This window comes from Bacillus sp. 22446, from assembly GCF_052044955.1.
Taxonomy (GTDB): Bacteria; Bacillota; Bacilli; order Bacillales; family Bacillaceae; genus Bacillus; species Bacillus altitudinis.
Genome location: NZ_JBQEOD010000006.1, coordinates 154944 through 176334, shown reverse-complemented (window position 1 = coordinate 176334; position 21391 = coordinate 154944). Strand labels below are relative to the sequence as shown.

19 protein-coding genes and 2 pseudogenes are annotated in these 21391 nt (G+C 42.4%); 3 read left to right on the top strand and 18 right to left on the bottom strand.

Annotation, left to right across the window (positions count from 1 at the left end; translation table 11 throughout):
• Window positions 1-25: 25 nt before the first annotated feature.
• From ACTJJD_RS13680 to ACTJJD_RS13655, 6 genes are all read right to left on the bottom strand, one after another.
• Window positions 26-1228 (bottom strand): CaiB/BaiF CoA transferase family protein, encoded by a 1203-nt coding sequence (locus tag ACTJJD_RS13680; protein ID WP_017366576.1) that lies wholly within the window; start codon window positions 1226-1228, stop codon window positions 26-28.
• An 87-nt stretch (window positions 1229-1315) separates the two neighbouring features.
• A complete protein-coding gene (locus ACTJJD_RS13675; RefSeq protein ID WP_017366575.1) occupies window positions 1316-1696 on the bottom strand; it encodes a cupin domain-containing protein in 381 nt (126 codons plus the stop codon).
• Window positions 1697-1719: 23 nt separating this feature from the next.
• On the bottom strand, window positions 1720-3480 hold the full coding sequence (locus ACTJJD_RS13670; protein WP_440608533.1) for a thiamine pyrophosphate-binding protein: 1761 nt from the start codon (window positions 3478-3480) through the stop codon (window positions 1720-1722).
• A 38-nt stretch (window positions 3481-3518) separates the two neighbouring features.
• On the bottom strand, window positions 3519-4292 hold the full coding sequence (gene aroD / locus ACTJJD_RS13665; protein WP_242731513.1) for a type I 3-dehydroquinate dehydratase: 774 nt from the start codon (window positions 4290-4292) through the stop codon (window positions 3519-3521).
• A gap of 9 nt (window positions 4293-4301) precedes the next feature.
• Entirely contained in the window at window positions 4302-5735 is a 1434-nt protein-coding gene (locus ACTJJD_RS13660; RefSeq protein WP_440608532.1) for an aldehyde dehydrogenase family protein, read from the bottom strand.
• Window positions 5732-6589 carry a citryl-CoA lyase gene (locus ACTJJD_RS13655; RefSeq protein ID WP_268373360.1) on the bottom strand — a complete coding sequence of 286 codons (858 nt, stop codon included), beginning with the start codon at window positions 6587-6589 and terminating at the stop codon, window positions 5732-5734. The genes ACTJJD_RS13660 and ACTJJD_RS13655 overlap by 4 nt, the downstream gene beginning before the upstream one ends.
• Before the next feature lie 305 nt (window positions 6590-6894).
• Between ACTJJD_RS13655 and ACTJJD_RS13650 the strand changes: the two are divergent.
• Window positions 6895-7224 (top strand): annotated as a pseudogene (locus ACTJJD_RS13650) (sporulation protein); the annotation flags it as partial.
• A 249-nt stretch (window positions 7225-7473) separates the two neighbouring features.
• On the opposite strand, the gene ACTJJD_RS13645 reads toward ACTJJD_RS13650, so the two are convergent.
• Window positions 7474-8586: a Rap family tetratricopeptide repeat protein gene (locus tag ACTJJD_RS13645; protein ID WP_041106640.1), complete on the bottom strand. Its 1113-nt coding sequence runs from the start codon at window positions 8584-8586 to the stop codon at window positions 7474-7476.
• A gap of 768 nt (window positions 8587-9354) precedes the next feature.
• Window positions 9355-9720 carry a hypothetical protein gene (locus ACTJJD_RS13640; RefSeq protein ID WP_440608531.1) on the bottom strand — a complete coding sequence of 122 codons (366 nt, stop codon included), beginning with the start codon at window positions 9718-9720 and terminating at the stop codon, window positions 9355-9357.
• Between the two features lie 92 nt (window positions 9721-9812).
• Between ACTJJD_RS13640 and ACTJJD_RS13635 the strand changes: the two genes are divergently transcribed.
• Window positions 9813-10391, top strand: a complete 579-nt coding sequence (locus tag ACTJJD_RS13635) for a hypothetical protein (RefSeq protein WP_440600281.1) — start codon at window positions 9813-9815, stop codon at window positions 10389-10391.
• A 45-nt stretch (window positions 10392-10436) separates the two neighbouring features.
• Here the strand turns inward: ACTJJD_RS13635 and ACTJJD_RS13630 are convergent.
• From ACTJJD_RS13630 to ACTJJD_RS13620, 3 genes and pseudogenes are all read right to left on the bottom strand, one after another.
• Window positions 10437-11230, bottom strand: a pseudogene (locus ACTJJD_RS13630) (transposase).
• A 134-nt stretch (window positions 11231-11364) separates the two neighbouring features.
• A complete protein-coding gene (gene nadE, locus ACTJJD_RS13625; RefSeq protein WP_007498287.1) occupies window positions 11365-12186 on the bottom strand; it encodes an ammonia-dependent NAD(+) synthetase in 822 nt (273 codons plus the stop codon).
• Window positions 12187-12381: 195 nt separating this feature from the next.
• Complete coding sequence (locus ACTJJD_RS13620) at window positions 12382-12978, bottom strand: DUF1989 domain-containing protein (RefSeq protein ID WP_440600280.1); 597 nt, start codon at window positions 12976-12978, stop codon at window positions 12382-12384.
• An 82-nt stretch (window positions 12979-13060) separates the two neighbouring features.
• Here ACTJJD_RS13620 and ACTJJD_RS13615 point away from each other — a divergent pair, with 82 nt between their 5' ends.
• Window positions 13061-14410, top strand: coding sequence for an amino acid permease (locus ACTJJD_RS13615; protein ID WP_025206708.1), 1350 nt, complete (start codon window positions 13061-13063; stop codon window positions 14408-14410).
• Here the strand turns inward: ACTJJD_RS13615 and ACTJJD_RS13610 are convergent.
• The 7 genes from ACTJJD_RS13610 to ACTJJD_RS13580 form a co-directional block, all read right to left on the bottom strand.
• Complete coding sequence (locus ACTJJD_RS13610) at window positions 14405-15163, bottom strand: YqcI/YcgG family protein (RefSeq protein ID WP_035703119.1); 759 nt, start codon at window positions 15161-15163, stop codon at window positions 14405-14407. The genes ACTJJD_RS13615 and ACTJJD_RS13610 overlap by 6 nt on opposite strands.
• 504 nt (window positions 15164-15667) lie before the next feature.
• Window positions 15668-16051: a UPF0715 family protein gene (locus tag ACTJJD_RS13605; RefSeq protein WP_138278070.1), complete on the bottom strand. Its 384-nt coding sequence runs from the start codon at window positions 16049-16051 to the stop codon at window positions 15668-15670.
• 121 nt (window positions 16052-16172) lie between these two features.
• The gene (locus ACTJJD_RS13600; RefSeq protein ID WP_017358576.1) at window positions 16173-16802 is read right to left on the bottom strand and encodes a LysE family translocator; all 630 of its coding nucleotides are present in this window, start codon (window positions 16800-16802) and stop codon (window positions 16173-16175) included.
• 125 nt (window positions 16803-16927) lie between these two features.
• Window positions 16928-18115 (bottom strand): MFS transporter, encoded by a 1188-nt coding sequence (locus tag ACTJJD_RS13595; protein ID WP_065459787.1) that lies wholly within the window; start codon window positions 18113-18115, stop codon window positions 16928-16930.
• A 57-nt stretch (window positions 18116-18172) separates the two neighbouring features.
• Complete coding sequence (locus ACTJJD_RS13590; protein WP_007498302.1) at window positions 18173-19219, bottom strand: Gfo/Idh/MocA family protein; 1047 nt, start codon at window positions 19217-19219, stop codon at window positions 18173-18175.
• Complete coding sequence (locus ACTJJD_RS13585) at window positions 19216-20082, bottom strand: HAD-IIB family hydrolase (RefSeq protein ID WP_440608530.1); 867 nt, start codon at window positions 20080-20082, stop codon at window positions 19216-19218. Before ACTJJD_RS13585 ends, ACTJJD_RS13590 begins: the two co-directional genes overlap by 4 nt.
• On the bottom strand, window positions 20057-21382 hold the full coding sequence (locus tag ACTJJD_RS13580) for a DegT/DnrJ/EryC1/StrS family aminotransferase (RefSeq protein WP_366966882.1): 1326 nt from the start codon (window positions 21380-21382) through the stop codon (window positions 20057-20059). Before ACTJJD_RS13580 ends, ACTJJD_RS13585 begins: the two co-directional genes overlap by 26 nt.
• Between the last annotated feature and the right edge of the window lie 9 nt (window positions 21383-21391).

Sequence of the window (21391 nt, the reverse complement as noted above, 5' to 3'; positions counted from 1 at the left end):
GCAGCGTGCGGATCGGTTGAGTGTCTTAAATGACCCCTTTTTCTTCTAACTGTTTACACTCTTCTTCTGTGAAGCCAAGCATTTTCGTTAAAATGTCATAATTATGTTCACCTAAATCAGGCGCAATATGGCGAATACGGCCGGGGGTTTTTTCAAACTTCGGAATGATCCCAGGCACCTTCACTTTTCCAAGACGCGGATGATGCACCTCGACAATATTTTCTCGTGCTTTAAATTGCGGATGCTCAAAGATATCCCGAATGCTTAGAATCGGACTCACAGGCACACCATGTGTATCTAGAATGTCTAGGACGTCATCTCTTGTTTTGGACGCAATCCACTGCGAGACGATCGCATCCATTTCATCGTTATGCTTCAGCCTGGCTGCATTCACAGAGAATTTCTCGTTCTCAAGTAAATCTAAGCGATTCATCGCCTCTGCCAATCGATTAAAGGTCGAATCTGTACTCGTCACAAGAACCAAATAATGCCCATCCTTTGTCTCATAGGTGCCGGCAGGGCTTGAATGACCGCTTAACCCTGGTGAACGCTCACGCACCTTCCCTAGCTTGTCATATTCAGCAACCAAAAATTCTAACATGCGGAACACAGATTCATAGAGAGCCAAATCCACCATTTGCCCTGTTCCTTCTGGATGTGTGTCACGGTAATACATCGCTGTCACAGTGGCAAACGCCACATAGATTCCTGCGATATAATCCGTAAGGGAAAAGGAAGGGCTGACTGGATGCCGATCTGGAAACCCTTGAATATATGTAAAGCCGCTAAACGCCGTCGCAGGTGTACCAAATCCCGCCTTGTCCTTAAACGGACCGGTTTGCCCATAACCCGAAACACGAATCATAATTAAACGAGGGTTGATTTCTTTTAATACATCGTACCCAACGTCCCATTTTTCAAGTGTGCCCGGACGAAAATTTTCAATGATCACATCAACCTGCGCTGCAAGCTTTTTAAAAATGTCTTTTGCTTCTTCTTTGTGTAGATCGAGTGTAAGAGATTTCTTATTCCTTGAAAGCCCTGACCATCTCAAAGGTTCACCATCTGCAAAAGGGCCAACATGCCGCAGTGTATCCCCTTTTCCAGGAATCTCGACTTTAATGACCTCTGCACCGAAATCTCCTAGAAGCACCGCGCCGTATGGTGCAGCAATCATCGTTGAAACATCTAATATTTTGATTCCTTCAAGTGGTGTATTCTTATTCATTGCTTGACTCCCTTTCGTTCAATTGATAAAGGGCTAAAATGCTTTCTATTTTAGCCCCTTTTCTTCTTTCTCTCGTGCAAGGTTTTTTTAGTCCTTCGGAAGCTGCCCTTGCGGTGTATAGAGCCAAATCAGCCATAAAGGTTCGTCCCCTGTGTTCACATGCTGATGCGGGACACCGTCTGGAATAAACATAAAGTCATTTTGTTTAAATGATTGTCTTTCTCCATCGCAAATGACTTCGCCAGACCCTTTAATCACATAATCAAATTCCTCTGAACCTGGGTGATTGTGCACCGAGCTTGCTTCTCCCGGCTCAAAAATAGTGAGACCTGCCATCATATGCTCTGATCCAACGGTATCTGGTGTGATCGTTTGAAACACCTTCCGAATCATTTTCTCTTCTGGATGATCTAAACCTAACCATAATGGATGACCGTCTTGAAATGGATTTAATACTTTAATTTTCATTGTTGATTCCTCCCTAGTCATGTTTAGTTCACACTGACATGTGAACGTTTTGTATTTGGTGAATAAATATCATTAATGTTCCAATGTCCATCAGTAGGCACAGGATCATTTTTCATCGCTACATCAATGACACATGGTTCCTGAGAAGCGATTGCTTCAGTCAAAGCTTCTTTGAATTCAGAAGCCGCCGTAATTTTGATCCCCTTCATCCCATAACCTCTTGCAATGGCTGCAAAATCAGGCGAATAGCTTTCTCCATCTTTTCTAAAAACAGTGCCGTATGTCGTTTCATAGTGTGCCATTTGCAAGCCGGCGATCGTCCCAAACGCACTGTTGTTCATCACAATCCACACGACAGGAATGTTTTCTTCCATAGCTGTTGCGAGAACAGATGGATTTTGACCGAATCCGCCGTCCCCGACAAGTGATACAACGACACGGTCAGGCTGGGCAATCTTTGCTCCAAGTGCAGCGGGAGCGCCAAATCCCATCGTCGCAAAACCACCTGGGGTTAAAATAGTGCCTGGCGTGTATACAGGAAATTGCTGTCCGACCCCATTTTTATTCCAGCCAACATCGGTTGTAATGAAGGCATCAGGCGGCAATACTTCCCGCACTTCCTGCAAAATACGTTGTGGTTTCATTGGGAAAGACTCGTCTTGAATATTCGTCAAATTGCTCTTCTGAAATTCCTCACGATATACCGCAATATCCTTTTTCAATTGAGGGCGATCCAGACCTTCTGGCAGCCTTTCTTTCGCCACACGATTGAGTACGGTCAGGGCCTGCTTGAGATCTGCTACCGCTCCAATTTCCACAGGATAATTTCGGCCAATTTCATTCGGATCAATGTCAATATGAATGAGCTTGGTTGATTGGAAATTGAACGTATATTCCGATTCCCACGAACTCGCATCTGCTTCAGCAAAACGGGTGCCTAAAGCCAATATATAGTCCGCTGCTTTACACTGATCATTGATAAATTTCGTCCCCCAAAACCCTGTCATACCAAGGGTCATTGGATGATCATCTGGCATCGCCCCTTTCCCCATCAAAGAATGGGCAACAGGGATACTCAAATGGTCAGAAAATGCCTTTAACTCTTCTGCTGCATCGGCTAGTAAAATGCCTCCCCCTACATATAAGAGCGGTTTGTCTGCCTGCAGCAGTCGATCTAATATCCGATTCGCTGTTTGATCATCAATAGATGGTTTTTCAACGGTGTGTGTATGATGAGCGATTTGTTCAAATAACGACACATCTAAGTCTTTTGAGAACACATCCATCGGAACTGAAATCAGGACTGGCCCAGGGCGGCCGCTTTCAGCTAATTGAAACGCTTTTGATAGAATTTCTGGAAATAATTCTGGAATGTCGACTCGCCATGCTCTTTTCACAAACGGGCGATAAATTTCGTATTGAGAAGCATCGGAATGAAGATTGATTTCTTGGTGTGGGTGCTTTCCGTAGTAATGACTTGGAACATCTCCTGCAATGACAACCATTGGAATGGAATCGAGTGCAGCATTCGCTACGCCTGTTGCCGCATTGGTGAGTCCAGGACCTAAGTGACTGAGCACAACAGCCGTCTGTTTTTTCGCTCGTGCATAACCGTCTGCTGCATGCGCAGCTATCTGTTCATGTCTGACATTCACAAATTGAATACGGCTTTTTTCTAGCGCTGATAAAAAAGCAATATTCGTATGACCGCACAGACCGAAGATATGCTCAACTCCTCGATTTTCTAAATACTGAATGACCTGTGTAGATATATTCTTCTTCATGTTTCTCTCCTCTCACGGTGCAGCTATGAATCTGCTACTCACTGATTCTTTGAAAACACAATCGATAGAACGGTATTCAAATCCTGTATCGCAACTTGTCCAGGTGCTGAGCTTTCTTTCCCTACAGCAAAGGTCATGATAGACCCAAAGAGTCCACCTACCATTCTTGTGAAGGCGCCATATTCCCCCATCGCCATCGAAATAACGGGGATGGACAGATGCTTGTTCGCCTTGCCCGTCGCAGAAAGCAGTGTCAATGCATCCTCATAGGAATACGGCATGACGGCGATCTTTGCGATATCGGCGCCAACCGATTCTGCATGGGTGAATAGCTCCACGAGCCGATCCGCCGCAGGGGTACGCTGGAAATCGTGGTACGACACAATCAAGATGACCCCGTTTCTCTTAGCCGCCTGACTGACTTGCTGGATATGCGAGACATCATGCATTAATTCAAAATCAACGGCAGCCACAAGCTGAGTGGAACAAAGCTCGACAAGCAGGGAAACCTTTTCATCCTCTGAGAGTGAGATGCGTTCGCCGCCCTCTTTTTCAGAACGAATGGTGAATAAAAATGGGATGTTATCTGCCTTTTCGATCATCCCTTTCAGGGTGTCGATGACTTGTTCCATGTCATTGAGGTGATTGAAAAAATCCGCTCGCCACTCTATCACATCAGGTTTCTTCTCAGCTAACACCTCAACTTCAAGAAACAATTCTTCCTTTGTTTGTCCAATGAGCGGCGTACAAATCATTGGCTGACCGCCTGTCTGCGCACTCTTTACCTTTTGCTGAAAGACATTCACAACCATCTGCCCCCTTTATAGCCCATTTGGCAGCACAACCATTTTGGTTTCGGTCATCTCCTCGATGGCGAAACGCGGGCCTTCCCTTCCAATACCGCTTCGTTTAATCCCGCCATATGGCCAGTGATCTAGTCTGAAATTCGATGTCCCATTGATGACTACGCCGCCAGTTTCAAGCTCTTTTGCTGCGTGTAACGCAACATCTAGCTGATTCGTAAAGACACCTGCCTGCAAACCATATCGACTATCGTTTGCTTCTTTGATTGCCTCATCCAGCTCCTCATATGGGAGAATGCTGACAACTGGGCCGAACACTTCTTCACAGACGACCTTGGCTTGTTTTGGCGGGTTTAGCAAAATAGCCGGTGTGATGCTTGCGCCATTTCGTTGTCCTCCAGATAAAAGCTCGGCACCCATTTTCTCTGCCTCTTGTATCCATGCCTCCACACGTTTTGCTGCCTGTACATCAACCATACAGCCGATATCACTTTCACTAGACAGCGGATCTCCAACGACAAGCTGTTCTACTTTTTGTTTAAGTGTCTCAGTAAATGTCGACAAAATTTGCTTGTGAACATAAATTCTTTGAACAGAAATACAACTTTGACCAGAGTTGCTAAAGCCCGTTTTGGCACAAAGAGATGCGGCTTGCTCGATATCTGCATCATGATGAACAATCGTCGCTCCATTTCCTCCGAGTTCCAGCAGTACCTTTTTTAATCCAGCCGAGTTTGAAATATGTTCTCCTCCCACCGCACCGCCAGTAAAAGAAACAAGATTGGTTCTTTCATCCGTGACTAACTGTCTGCCGGCGTCTACTCCTCCAATCACAAGCTGCAGGCTCTTTTCAGGAAACCCTGCTTCAAGCAGGAGCTTAACAAACGCTGTGGCAACAGCTGATGTTTGCGGTGCTGGTTTTAAAATAATGGCATTCCCTGCCGCAAAAGCTGGACCGATTTTGTGACAAATTAAGTTGAGAGGCGCATTAAAAGGCGTAATCGCCAGCACAACCCCAACCGGCACTTTAAATGTCATCGCCATTGCTCTCTGTCCACGGGAAGATACATTGCCAGGAATGGTCTCACCGATTAGTCGATTGGCTTCTTCGGCTGACTGCACCAGCGTTTCAATTGATCGTGAGACTTCATCTCTTGTATTTTTAAGCGGTTTGCCTAATTCTAAAGAAATGAGTTTTGCAAAATGCTCTTTTTGTTCTTCCAATAAGGCAGCTGCCTTTGTTAGAAGCGTTGAGCGTTCTAATGCTGATATTGCCGCTAATTGTTTTTTAGCTTGCTGCGCAATAGAAAGCGCCTGTTCTATATCTTCTGAGGAGGCAAGATAGGATGTACCGATCATTTCCCCAGAGTATGGATTGATAATGCCTTCTTTGACATGGTTTGCATCCAGCCATTCGCCGTTTATATATGACAACGCTTTCAATTCACTCAAATTCTCTCACCCTCCTTCAAGTGACGCGTCCCGACCCCCGCATAACGAACAAGTCTTTCTTCATTCGGACAAGGACCTTTCACTAGGGCACCTTTTGTCAGCTCTTCATATGCATGCGCCACGATGCCCATTCCTCTGGATAAGGAAAAGATGCCTTTTGCCGCTTCAGCTGGAATGTTTAATTCACATTGGATCGCAGCAGATACACCATCTATGTTCATCGTGATTTTTTTCCCTTTTAATTGTTCAAGTTCATGTCTAATCGCCTCAGCTAACCGTAAGTACGTTCCGCTGATATCACCTTGCTGCACATATGTTTGACTCAGCTCATACAGCCGTCTCACTCTCGGATCATCATCATGCAGCTGATGACCGATTCCCGGAATTTTTTCCTTGCGGGCTAACCACGTCTGACATACTTGCTTTGCAGCAGACTTGATATCCTTGTATTCATCGTAGGCTGCTTTGGCTTCGTATAACATACGCATCGCCTTTTCTCCGGCTCCGCCATGAATATCACCTAATAGATTCACCCCTGTTGCAACAGAAGAATTAAACGAAATGCCGCACGTAACCGCCATTCTTGCCGCTGCAATAGACGGTGCTCTTGGCCCATGATCCGCACCTGCGACAAGAACACTTTCAAAAAGAGCTGCCTTCGAATCATCTAGTAATTCACCAACAAGCAGTAGATAAAGCATCTGTGGATACGATAATTGACCAATAAGCTCTTCAATTGGATAGCCCCGAAGTTCAATTGAATTTTTTTGAATATGACTAATCTCAGTCTCCCACCAAGCGCCTCCTTCTTTGTATATTTCCAGTGCACTTCGATTTTTCATTGTGTGAATCATTCCTTTAGCCACTTATTTGGAGATGAACGACTCCTTTTATTCCGTCTAGTGGAATTCAATTTCACTTTTTGGAATGTGTTTTCATTGTAAGCGCATTCGTTTTTATCGTCAATCATTTTTTCTGAAAATACTGTCAATATAAGTGAAATTAAGTGAATCGAACTAATTATGTTTTCTTTTTTAATCAAAAAAATTGATATTTAGTTAAATGGACTTAAGTAGATCGTTCTACTAATTTAATGAATTTTTGGTTGTTTTGTCAAACCCACTTCGACATAAAAAAACCTCTCCTTCTTCTGGAGAGGTCTCAGTATGATGTGAAATTGAAGTTTCCGTTTGATAAGTATCCAGAAACAGCACGAGACATAAAAAATGCTATAAAAAAGGGCGCTTCTGCCGTCTGCACGATTGATAAAGAAGGTGCCGATAAAAATGGAGAAGAATCATTGAAAAACATACAAGTAAAAAGGGAATATGATCGAGATGAATTCCCTATGGCTATGTGTGAAGAAGGCGGTGCAGGAGCCGATATTGAATAAATATCTCTTTCAGACAATCGAGGTGCGGGATATTGGGTATCCCATCAACTAAATGAATACGAAGATGGAACGGCAGTACTGTTTGTTGTTGATTAGGGTTATGCAACTTTGAATTAGATCACAGCTTACTCAAAAAATCCCTATCCAATTGGAAGGGATTTTTTCTGAGTGTCTGTTAGTGCATTGGTGTTGTTCCAGAAGAATTTCCAAATAGACAGACCCAAAAGGTCTGCCATTTTTCATGTACCTAATCGAATAGCCAACTCCATAGCAGTCTCGGTATGATTCAGATATGAACCACCAACCAACATCATGATCGCAAGACCAGCTAAAACAAAGCTTTTTCTAATGTTCATACAAACAGTCGCCCCTTCGAATTTGTTTTTGAGCGTACACCATTTGCTGATACAAATATACAGATTCCTCCATACGCTCACATTTAGTATAAAATTCTGCGGACTCTAATGCCAGTTCTTCTAAATATGGATAACCCCTAATGTTATCAAATCGTTTCAAAATATCCTTGAGATCATCAAGATTAAGTGGCTTTATATATAGGTTTACAAGAAAATCGTACAAAGATTCGAATAATTGATCAGGGTTTGATTTTAGATAATCTATGCCACGCTGCAAATATTCCTTGGCCAATTCATCGTTACCCAATTTAAAATGGATCAGAGCCTGCTGATAAAGGATTGCTCGTATGTGAGAATGACGTTTCAAATAAATTTCAGCTTCCTCCAAATGATCTAATGCCAACTGATATTTTTCCAAACTAGAATAACAGTGACCCAAGTTCATCAAACTTATACCAATCATTAATTCATCCTTAATCGCATGTGATTTTTCTAATGCTTTGTCTAAATGCGGGAGAGACTTTTCAGAACTGTTAAGATCAATATAATTTCCTGAAACAACAAAACGAGACTGAATTTCTCGGACAAGATAAGTCGGGTGCGCCTTATATGTATCAAGGGCTAGCATGATGTAATACATAGACATTTGAGTTTGCTTCATGTGATAGAAAATCTCTGCCATCTTGAAGTAAAACTCTGCTCTTTCAACTTCATCCGCCACTCGATCCAACCGTTTTTCTGCCTGTCGATAAAAAGTAATCGCAGTAATGTAATCACCTTGCGAAAACTCATACATCCCTTTGAAAAAATTAAAATAGTATTCCAGGATTCCAGTAAGCTTCCGCCCTTGCCCTTCAACTGATCGCAGGTACTCCGCTTTATTTAATTTCCGAGCTCCTAGATTCATGTATTCAAGCATTTGTTCGTGGCGGAATTCCATAAGCTGAAAATAAAGAACAGCTTGCTCATCTTCCTCCATGATGTCTAAATCCCTTCTGATCTCACTCCGAAGCATTTCCGCATCTGTTACATTCAGCCTCTTGATATTCTGATACCATTCATTAATCTTCTGACCGATTTTCGCTGAAGATACAGCTGCCATTCATCCCCCTCAATTTTTGCCGTTTTATGTTAAATCCTAGCACATGAAATACGCCCAAAACCCATTTTAGTTCCAATTTTGAAAATTTTTGGTATCTCGCAAACAGATTTTCAAACTGATTTCAGTAGCCAAAACGAAAAAACACATTTAAAGCCCTTATAAGCGTTTTTGACACACCACCCCTACTTTTAATACCTAAACAAAAAAGCGATCAGAATCAAATCTGAGCGATCTCAACTGAAATTTTTAAGTATACCTCTATGTAAGTGTTAAAATCTCTTGATTTCCGTCAAGCGCCTTTCAAGAAGCACCCTAGCTCTTTCTCTTTCGTTTTCGTTCCTTATTAGCTTTGATTAAAAACAAAACTGAAACACCTAGAATGAGAAATCCTATCTCAAACAGGTTTATTCCTACTTCTATCTTCACATGATTCACCTCCGCAGTGACTGGATTTTATCACAAAAAAATCCGTCAAAATGAAGCACTGAAAAATAAAAAAAATGCTTGCGGACACCGCAAGCAAAATGGGATTTTTCAACAAAAACATAATATTTTTTTTTAAAAACAGGCTCTCCAGCCTGTTCATTAGCGATAATTGACAATCTAATTCTTCTCTATTCGAAATTTCTCCTCCCAATTAAAAGAACCATAATTGCGGACACCGCAACTGAAAAATAAAATTCCCATCAAATTACCAATTATAAAGAAATAAATGGTAGCATTGGAATGTATCAAAGAAAGTGAGTGATTTTTATAAGCCCATGTCTCTTATGACTCTTTATGCAACCATTTTTTAGACTCTCTTATGATCCCCCAAAATAGGAACCTGTACAGAACTACAAGCAAGAAAAAAGTATAAACAAACTCAAAGGGAGAGAATGGCTCATAATCAATTAAGTATGCATTAATAAACACTATTACCAAAGAAAACAATTCCATCAAAGAATCTATAAATCTGTTTTCTTTGAACACATCCCTTGTCTTTTTGAAATTAAAGATGTCTTTAATTTCCCCACTGGAAAGTCCTTTGATTAAAGCTAACCCTATCAAGTACACACCAAAAGACATCTCAAAGGAAAAACTCAACATTTGTGTGATTACACAATAAATCAAAGTAAATAAGAATAAATACATTTTATTACTCTCCTTAACCTCTAAGTATTCCACCCCAATAGAAGGAAATATCATGTATGCGTTACCCCAAAAAACAAATAGGAGTGGTACCTATGTTTAAAAAATTTCTAGTAGTGTTATGTGTGCTTACTATTACATCTGGTTTCTCTTCTCCAATGATTAGTCATGCCAGTCAAGGTAATAATGAGAACCCCCCAGTCAGTGTAGATAAAAAACAATTGGAATTAGCAGAGAAACTATCTAATTTCTTTGAATTAGATGCGGATGGAAATATTCATTTTACAGCTGATAAAGAAACCCTTATGGAAATGGGAATTTCAGAACACGACAGTCTACTAATGACTTCAATGAAATCAGAAGAATTTAGTTTTGAAGAGAATGAGAAAAAAGGTGACATGCAGACATTAGGTTTTGTAGGTTTACACCTCAAATTAGGACCGAAAGTTAGAAGCATGAATGCCATAGTAGCAGGTGGATTTGCAGCCGGATATATCGGTTGGTACACAAGTCGAATTGCTGCTGCTGGACCATGGGGTGCTGGAGCCGCTGCGGCTATTACTGCTGGAACTTCTGGTGCTGTTGCATGGGCAGTTAAAAACAAATATAAGAAAGTTGATGTAGGCGTAAATATTATGTTTGTTAATTTAGCATATACTGTAAAAATACCTTAAAAATTACTGTTAAGCAACAATAAATAAAAAAGGCCTCCCACAGACCTAGCCTAGCTTGGCTAGGTCTGTGGCAATCTTTTTCATGTTCTGGCACGTAGCTGTGAGGAGAACTTGCACACTCACATTCTGTTTTCCCCTCAACCAACAGTAGCGAAGCCCATGCAGTTGTTTTGAATCTGCAAAGCTTCGCTCTATTTTTTCTTTTCTCTTTTTATATAATTTTTTCCAGAGATAGACAGACGATTTTGTCTAATCTTTTCTTTTTGTTCCTCCCATACATGTCTTGAGATCACTTTTTGATAATTTTTCGATCTTGTACAGCTTTCAAGGAAAGGACAAGAAACGCATTTTTTAGGGTCTGATTTATAGTACCTATAACCTTTTCGGTCAGTTGTCGTATATGATAGCTTTTCACCATTTGGGCATATGTAATGATCATGTTCAAAATGATACTGGAATTTCCTCTTGTTCGATGAAAGCGTCTATGTGCGATGACACCAAAAATGCGGCGATCGGATAAATCCTTTACAGATTGATGTTGTCAAATAACCAGAATCAATGGTAACCGCTTCTACTTGAAAATCAAATCGGGTGATTTGGTGATCCAATCGATCAAGATACAGAACGGATACCGTACAGGTATGCGATAAATTTCATTTTAAACAAAATAAGTTGATCAAGAGAAGGACGACCATTATTCTCACTATAATAAGGTTTGACTTTGTCTATGATAAATGAAAAATCAATGATCAATTTTACGAAGCAGGTGATCCTTCGACCAGTTGATCTAGTAATACAAATTCGGCTTCGTGCTGAGAAGAATTTCTAGTGTGGAACATAAGAAAAAACACCTCCTTTAGTGGATTATCTCTATTATAAAATTTGGAGATGGAAACTTTAAGGAAAAAAATAAAGCTGTCGAGATTTTCTCGACAGCCTGAAACCTCTCCATCTTCTGGAGAGGTCACTTATTCTATTTCCACCAGTCATCAAACATAGAAGCGGGTACTTGACGTTTATGTTCTGATTGAACATAGCGTTTTTCAATCGCTTCTGCTGCTTGATCTGAAACTGGTTTTCCTTCTAAGTAATCATCAATTTCATTGTACGTAATACCAAGTTCTGTTTCATCCGTTTGCTGAGGCTTGTCATCCAGCAGATCGGCTGTCGGTTTCTTTAAGTATAATCGCTCCGGCGCCTGAAGAGTCTCAAGTAACAACCGTCCTTGGCGTTTCGTCAGACCTGTGAGCGGGAGAACATCTGCACCGCCATCACCATACTTCGTGAAAAAGCCCGTCACAGCTTCGGCTGCATGATCCGTTCCAATGACAAGTAAGCCTTCCTGTCCACCGACGGCATACTGTGCGATCATTCTCATGCGTGCTTTGACGTTCCCTTTATTAAAATCAGACAGCGCACCGCCTGTTTCCTTTTGATATTGTTCACTGAATGCCGTCACGGCAGGCGCGATATCATATTTCCAAGACTTGTCCGGCTGAATAAATGATAGAGCCAGCTGCGCATCGTCTTCATCTTGCTGCGTGCCATGCGGAAGGCGGACTGCAATAAAGACAGCATCCTCTTTTCCTTCTTGACGAAGCTCACTTACAGCGAGCTGAGCGAGACGGCCGGCAAGCGTTGAATCCTGTCCGCCGCTAATACCGAGAACGAATCCTTTTGCACCGGTCTTTTTCAAGTAAGCCTTTAGAAATCCAACCCGTTTTTCGATCTCCTGCTTTGGGTCAATTGAGGGCTGCACATGCAACTCTTGGCTGATTTTTTTCTGCAAACTCATACACTTTTCCTCCTAAGCATCCTCTACATGAAGAGAACAGGTTTTACTTCCATTTCAATTGATTTACCTACGATTTTAGCCACTTTATTATATCATGTTTTGAAAAAAGATATTTTTTAGACGTTCCCCTTTTTCATAAATGATCAAACATTCACAAACGAAATAGACCAAGTCTCTTTGACTGGTCTTTCCTTTTCAATCAATCTCCACCCGGATGGATGTACAGCTTGAGCCATTGCATTTTCCAATGTCGGCAGGACATGCAGACACCGCGACGATAAGGTCCATTTCTGCACGCAGACGAATGTAATCACCAGGGAGCGATTTTGGTAGCTCGACAGACAGTTTTCCTTTCTCATCAATGACTGTATTCATAAACGCATTAAAAGGATAATACATATCCTCCTTTGGAATCCCGAATGGCTCAAAAGCCGTTCTGAGATTATCGTAGCATGTATGCATGACCTCTAGGTGCGTCCTGCCGTATAAGAGCTGATACATTTCTTGCCGGCACGCAGGCATATATAAATCATGACATTCGACTGTATCTTCAATGACCGTAAACATTGGTTTATATAAATTAGAATAAAGCTGATCTCCCCTTTTCACCTTGGAAGAGAACAGGCTATCCATTGTAGCGCCTTGATCAAATTTTTCATAAAAATCCTTTTCATGATAGGCCATCACGTCTGCTACTTGCTGCCCTTCGACATCAACCACTCGCATACATTGTCCTTTTCCTAACCGAAAGCCAAATCCATCCTTTGGTAAAATCACGTATTCTCCGTTCATCACATGCACTCCTTTCCATGTTGACAGTATGCCCAAAACGTCCTCTTGATCATGTATAAAAAAAAGAGGCGGTCACAAGCTAATGCTATTGAATCGGAAAGGTGTTGCACACAAATTGAAAGAAGAACAATCTTTATCTTGGTGGCAGCTTTCTCTTATCGGAGTCGGCTGTACAATCGGCACTGGTTTCTTCCTTGGTTCCAGCATCGCCATTACAAAATCCGGTTATTCCGTCTGCATTTCATTTTTGCTTGCGGCAGTCGGCACATATCTCGTCTTTAAACACCTGGCTGCGATGACAGCCGAAAACCCAGATAAGGGATCATTTTGTTCCTATGCCCGAAAAGCCTATGGGCGCTGGGCGGGTTTTAGTAATGGCTGGGTGTATTGGTTTTCAGAAATGCTGATTACAGGTAGTCAGCTGACGGCGATTTCTCTTTTTACTCGTCACTGGTTTCCATCCATTCCACTTTGGGTATTTTCAGCGATTTATTCCGCTCTTGCCCTGCTTGTGATTATCATTGGGCTTTCTTCTTTTCAAAAGACGGAAAATGTTCTTGCCGTGCTGAAAACCGGGGCGATCCTATTGTTTGTCGTCCTTGCCGTTCTTGTTTTATGCGGCATTCTCACAGAGCATAGGCCCACTCTCCACCTGCCAAATAAAGACCATGAATGGATGCCGCTCGGCCCGCTCGGTCTATGGAATGGGCTGATTTATGCGTTTTATGCTTTCGGGGGAATTGAAGTCATGGGGCTGATGGCGGTTCATTTAAAAGACCCGAAAGATGCCGCAAAATCTGGACGTGTGATGCTGATCATTCTTGCTGTCATTTATATCGTCTCCATCGGACTTGCGCTTTTGCTTGTGCCAGTGACAGCCTTTAACGAGAATAGCAGTCCATTCATTACATCACTGGAACCATTTCATTTATCGATTTTTCTTCATATCTTTAATGGCATTTTCATTATTGCTGGGTTTTCCACATTGGTTGCCTCCCTCTATGCAGTCACGACGCTGCTTGGCACGATGTCGGAACATCACGATGCACCTGCTTGTTTTAAACAAAAAGAACCATCTCATGTCAGATGGTCTTCGATCTTGTTAACTGCTGCTGGATTGATTGTCTCGATTTTGCTGGCACTCTTTTTGTCCAAACACATATATGAGCATCTCACAACAGCAGCCGGCTTAACTCTTTTATACACATGGGTGTTTATTCTGCTTTCGAGCAAAAAGCTGTCAAAACCATCTACTCGTCAAACGTGTGAAACGGTTCTTGCCCTGCTCTTGATTGGTGCGGCTGTTTCAGGCACTCTGACAGAGGCAAGCGGACGCCCCGGCTTTTTTATAAGCATTGGGATCATCGCCGTGATTGGCATCATGGTACTCTTTATGAGAAAAAAGTGGAAACAGGATCAGGCCGCATCATAATTTCATCATGTTTTTTAAAGCAGTAAATGGGCATTTGGCGGAGGCTGGTTTCTCCGCCTCTTCATCTGGGAGAAAATATTGCTTCCATTCATGATTTGTTGGATCACCGTACCATTTTAACGATGGATGGACGTCAACTTGATCATATGCTTTGAGCCGCTTGCGAACGAGCTGGCTCATTTTTTGTCCAAACTTGGTCGATCCATTCAATTTTTCGAACACCCATCTGGGCTGAAATGCCATCATGACATATGGAAAGTGGCGGCTCTTTCTGAGCTTATGAGCTGGTGTTGAACACAGAATAAAATAAGCCTCGCCATGAAAGCAGTACTCCCATTCATGGTGATGAGGGTCCAGTGGAATCTCCGCTGGCCATGGCACTTCATCTTTTTGATGTAACCGTTGAAGCAATGACCAGAACTGCTGCTCAAATTCTTCAATTGGGCTTTCCTTTAAATCCTGCGGAGTTTCAAAAAAGCAGATAAATGAAGCGTATTGACCAGTTTGTTTAGCGCAGCCTTGATATTCTTTTAGCAGCTCTGCTAACTCATTCACTGCCCCGTCTCCCCGCAGATCACCGACAAATCCATAGCGTAAATGATCGAGAAAAAATCCTTGTCTGCCTGGTACACACGGAAATGTATCTGCCTCATCCCCTACCATCTCTCCAAACTGTGTGAAGGCATCCTGCTTCCATTCTTCGAGTGATCGTAGATTTTGATCAAGGCAACTTTTTGCATACAGCTGGGCCATTTTCTTCCACCTCGTTTTAGCGTCTTCTCCATAGCCTATGAGGAGGAAAAAGCTGTGGTGACTGTCCTTCAACGACTTTCACGGACATTCACAAGGTGGTTGATTTGCCAGATGAGGCAGGAATTCACTTCCATTTATCTAATCATGTATGAGTATGCTTCTGCATATCATCATTTAGCCGCCTCTATCTAATAGAGTTGGTCATTATAAAAGAAATGGGTGAATGACATGCGTCTTCTTTTTCTCCATCCGATGTATCTGATCTTATTTACACTACCAGTGATGGCTTTCCTTTGGGGATTTTTTGGTTATCTGCTATTTAAACGGATATGGCCTGTCCTCATATTAACGTCCGTGATTTCGATGATTTTCATCTTCGCTTATACTGGATTTGACCTTAGCAATCTATATTGGGTCCTTCTGATGACGGCTTTTGCTTTTGTATCAAGCGGATTCTCGAAGGTCATACACGTTCATGTTCAAGAGAAAAAACGGGAAAAGCCTTTATGATTGTTTCTTCTTTAAAAAGGCGGAATCAAGCAGCCAATAAATGAAGGCCGCGCAAAAGCTAAATAGATAAACTTTGTAGCTAATAAAGACGACAACACCATAATCAATCCATAATGCGAGCGCCGTACAAACCACCCACGCCCCGATAAAATAAACCAATAAATCACGGCGTCGAAACTTCTCAGGATGACGGTGTAAAACCATTTGGATAGGTGTAGCAAATAGGACATAAGCGATCAAAATGAAAAGACTGGTGACCTCCACATAACTGAATCTGGATTCAGGTGGGGCAAACAACATGGTATAAACAAATGTCGCTGTGATCACAGACAAAATCAGCATACACACATAGTTGAATGCTGGCAGGAACATACGCATGGCAAAAACTCCTTCAATTTTATGTATCTCTTCCATCATTATTGAAGAGTGTCCTATTTCTGTCAAATATAAAAAAGGGCTAAAATGATTTAGATTTTAGCCCTTTTTCTTATCAACCATTCTATCCAATGAGCGCCATGATTCCTTGATATCCAAAATAGGCACCGAAGCCAAGTAAAGAGAGACCTGCCAGAACGGATAAGCCGTGCAAAATTCGTTCATTTAAATACCGTCTAAACGTACTGGCAAGCAGCGCCATACAGAAATCCCATAAGAGCATGCCGATAAAAATAGCCATGCTGTACATCAGCATTTGAGATGCTCCATACTTTTCAATCGTATTGGCCAAAATACTTCCATAAATTCCAAGCCAAAATAAAATACTAAGCGGATTGGAAAGAGAAATAAAAAATCCCGTCATGAACGAATGCCCGATCGACGTGTTTCCTCCATCCTTCTTTGGGCTTTCCTGCAAATTGATTTTACGAAGGCTTTCAATACCGGTATAGGTCAGAACGAAAAAGCCGAACAGCCACAAAAAGGTTTTCACAAGAGGTGCAGTCAAAAGCTGGGCGACACCAAAATAGATGAGGAGCATATAGACAATATCCGCAGCCATAGCCCCCACACCAAAAATCCAAGCGTGCCAAAATCCACTTTTAATTCCTCTGTCGATTTGGGCTGCATTGACTGGCCCAACAGGCGCTGAAAGTGACAACCCTAAAAAGATATAACCAAAAAACACCGCCACATAGACGTCCTCCTTTTGATGCTGACTTGTACATGTTATTCACGCTTTCGTTGTTTTAGTACAAGTCCTTCGTCACCTTTTCTGAAGATATGCTATACAAAAGGAGGAGCCACCAGAGCAGCTGCTTATCGATCGGCTTTCATCGCCGGCGGCTGTGTGGGTATGGTTTCTTTTTTCCGAGATCGATTCATTTGAATGGCAGCCGCAAAAAGGAGAACAGCTAAAAAGGCGAAAACAAAGACGGCGCTTGCCGCACCTGCCCACTCAAGGCTAAACCCAATCAAAAAGGACAAACAAGCTCCACCTAAACTAGCGGCGGCAATAAAATAACTCGTGGCCTCGTCGATGGCATTTTCAATCATTAATGCAGAAGCCGTCAGGGCAATAGGGAACATGCCAGCTGCGCACAGACCGATGAAAAAGATAAGAATTAGCTGCGCGGCGATGTGGGTGGCTAGAGCAAATACGGCGAGCAGCACAATCATCAGCGCTGCGCTTAACTTTAAAAAACGAAGCGGATGCAGCTGATCGGCTTTTCTCGCAATGACAGTTCTGCCAATGACGATCGCTGTCCAAAAAGTAGAGACCGCAAAAAGACCCCAGTTGTCTCCCCCTTTTTCTAGCATGATCGACGGTAAAAAGTTCGCAAAGTTCGTTTCAATTCCTGCGTAGAAAAACGCAAAACAGATCATAATCACCACAATCATTCGATTCCCTCGATCAAACAGCAAAGATGGTTTCTTCATGTCTTGAGAAGGAGCTGCCATCTGTCCACGAGGGAGTTTATTCATAAAAGTAAGCCACAGCATAAGGAAAAAAGTCAGTGCACCGACTTGAAATAAAAATACATAATGCCACGTTTCCTCTGTCACAGTCAGCAGAATCAATAGTGGAAATAATAATGCACCTAATCCAAAAAAGACCTCCATGATGCTGATTCGCTTTGCACTGTTTGCCATTGAAATGACATACGCCCCGGCCGTTGTCTCAAGACTGCCAGCACCGCTCCCAAGGAAAAAACCTGCCACCACAAGAATCGTCCAACCTGGTACCAAAAGGCCAAGAAGAAGCGCTCCGATCATCAGCAGCAATCCCATCGTCAGAACAGCGCCGTAGCCTTTTTTCCTCACAAGAATGGGCGACAAAAGAACGCCTGTCAAAAAGCCAATAAACTGAAAGAAGATTAAAGAAGATAATTCCCCAGGACCCTTATCATAACTAGACAGCAAATAAGGCGTTAAACTGCCAAAAAACACATGAATGGTCCCAATAAAAAAATAAAAGATACAGCCAAAATAAAACACCTTTTTCATCTTTTCACTTCCTCTAAAAAGGAGCGGAGTCATGATATCCTCCGCTCCACCTCTTCATTAATATGCACGGGCAGAGACGACAGCCTCTTCCCTCTCGAAGCATGTATTCAGCGCAGCCTGCGCGCGATAACCATCTTCAAAATCAGCTACCTTCATATGAGATGGATATGAGTTTGTATTTACCCAATGCATCAGCTGATCACGGAATGTATCAGACCATCCATAAAATTCATTCGGCGGATCTGTCAGCAATGTTTGCGGCATTTGATGACGCTCTACACACAAACCATCACTGATCTCATATTCGTTTTTCATGTTTGTATGGTATTTAAAAACCTTGTCATGCCCCACCACTTCTACACTAAATCCACATTCCTCGGGCTGCGTACTTTTGGACGTCACCAAATGAAAGAACACTTGATTCTCCATTTGCCCAAAAATTTCGGTATGGTCATCAACCTGTACCTTTTTCTCTTCTTTTTCCTTTACATGTGTCAGCATCTTCGTATTAAGGGATTCTTTTTTCATTTCACTGCCAAATAAGTACCACAGCATATCAATCAAATGAATCCCTAAATCTCCTAATGCACCGCTTGTACGCAGACTTTCGCCGCTATCTCTCCACGAAAATGTCTTTCTTCTAAGGGCACTATTTTTCTTAAAATGTGTCCGTACTGTCAAAACGCGTCCTAATTCACCATTGGCGATCAAGTTCTTCAAAATATTCACAAAGGATAAATAGCGATAGTTAAAGCCCATACTGGCTTGAACCTGGAACTGTTTGGCTGTCTCCACCATTTCCTTCGCTTCTTTTAACGATACAGCCATCGGTTTTTCACATAAAATCGGCTGTCCTGCTCTAAGCGCCTGAAGGGCATGGTCCTTGTGACAGAAGTTAGGGGAAGCAATGATCAATCCATCTGATGCATCCGCTAGTGTTTCGATACTGGCATACACCCGTCCGCCGTACTGTTTAATAAATCCTTGTGCGACGGATTCGTGCAAGTCATAGACCCCAGATAATTCTGCACCTTTGATCGTTGATAATGCTCTAGCATGTGCTTTTGCAATATTCCCTGCTCCAACAATTCCAATTTTCTTCATGAATGTGCCTCCTCATGTTTATACATCACTGATTTCAATGTTTCATAGATTCCTTTTGCATACCCATGATGACAAATTTGATGATGGTGCCGTTTGGCTTCCGCTGTTGCATTTTGGACAAGAAAGCCGTGCGTGACGGATTGAAGCATCCGCAAATCATTCCCACTATCACCAAAAGCAAAGCCCTTATCTTTTGACAGGTTATATTGATTCAGCATAAAACGAACGATTTCATCCTTCCCTGTTCCCACTGGTAAAAAATCAACGTCATAGCAATCCGCAGGGTCACCCGCAAGTGGGTTGCATTTGTTGATGTTCACCGCCACACCCTGCTCCTTCGCAAGTGTTTGGATGAACGATAGATGATGGAGATCTGTTCGTTCATCCTGCTCCTGATAATAGAAATTCTTTTTATACCCAGAGCTGCCTAGCTGCGTTTGCGGCCTAAGGGTGATCCCCTTTTCACGTACGGCTTGCAGAATACCTTCAATTTTTTCGTCTGAAAAGCCCTGTGCATCAAGCCGTTTCATCCATTCTGCATCCGGCTGTCCAAATTTCCCATCTGATGTATACACGATTTCAGTTCCTAAATTCGACGCAATAAAATGCGGGAATTGATAGAAACCGCCTTTCTCCATTTTGCTCGTAACAGAATCAAGGCTGCTTCCCGTCACCCAGCCCAGCATGAGCTGGCCGGCTTCGCTCTTTTCTGCCACAAAAGCTTCCAGCCGTTTTACATCCTCTCTCTGCTCCTCGGTCATTCCGTGAGAATAATAGGTCTCATCGAAATCACAGAAGACGATCCACTGCGGATGTTGTGGTTGATGCACCAGCTTTTTATTGAATGGAAGATTTGATAACATGATGGACCCCCTCGATGACTTTCTCCTGATCTTGCAGCGGCATACCTGGATAAAGCGGCAAATGGAGTAATTGCTGTACGGCTTTTTCCGTATGTGGAAGTGCCGTTTGTTTATACTTTTGAGAAACAAGATTCGTTTGATGCTGATGCGATAAAATTGGGTAATAGACGTCTGTTTCTATGCCCATTTCCAGTAATTTCTCTGCCAGCTCATCTCGGCTTCCCTTCACCACTCTGATCGGGAATAGATGCCATACATGATCGTCTGTCAGCTTCGGAAGCTTAATATAGCCTTCGTCTTCCAGCGTTTGCAGCTGATCTATGTATCTCTTTGCCAAGTAAAAGCGTTTAAAGTTTTGTAAACCTAAATATTTCATTCGTTCTAGCCCGATTGCGGCCTGTAAGTTATCAATCTTAGAATTAAAGCCATAGTCACTGCGCTTCACGTTTTTCTTTCCTGGTTCAAAACCGTGATAGCTGATTTCCATGCACTTTTCGGCTAGGGCTTCATCATTTGTCGCGATGGCTCCTGCCTTTCCGCAAACTCCAAGGTTTTTGTAAGGATTAAAGCTGAGAACAAGTCCATCCCCAAATTCCCCAAGCCCGCTACTACCAATCGCCTGACAGCCATCCTCAATGATCGATAGACCATGCCGTTTCGCAATCGTCGAAATGGCCTTCATATCCGCTTGCTTTCCATACAAATGAACCGGGAGAATACATACTGTCTTATCTGTGATATGCTTTTCTATTTCATTCGGCGCTAGGCAGTAGGTGTCTGGATCAATATCGGCATAGACTGGAACCGCACCAATCGCAAGCACTGCATTTTCTGTTGCAGCAAAGCTGTTGGCAGGTAGGATGACCTCATCTCCAGGATGGACGCCTGCTGATATTAAACTGATCATCAAGGCATCTGTTCCACTTGATGTGGCAATGACATACTTTTTCCCTAAGTACGCTGCAAGCGTCTTTTCAAACTTTGGAATATAAGGGCCTGATGTAAAACGGCCTGAACTTAATACTTCTTTCAGCACCTGCATAATATCATCAATCTCATCCTCTGAAATCAGTTTATCGACCGGCAGGAACGGTATCTTTTTTTCCTTATTTTGTTTATAATGGAAGAGAATTTTTTCCAAACCTGTACGCGCAATATCTTGCTCAAGGAACGCAGCAAGCTTATCATTCGCTAGATTCTTTTCAACTGAATCAGCCTTTACTTGAACACCTTGATTGATCATATCCAGCAACGGTAGATAATCCTTGCTTTTACCTGATATCTTCGTCAATATTTGCATTCCATTCCC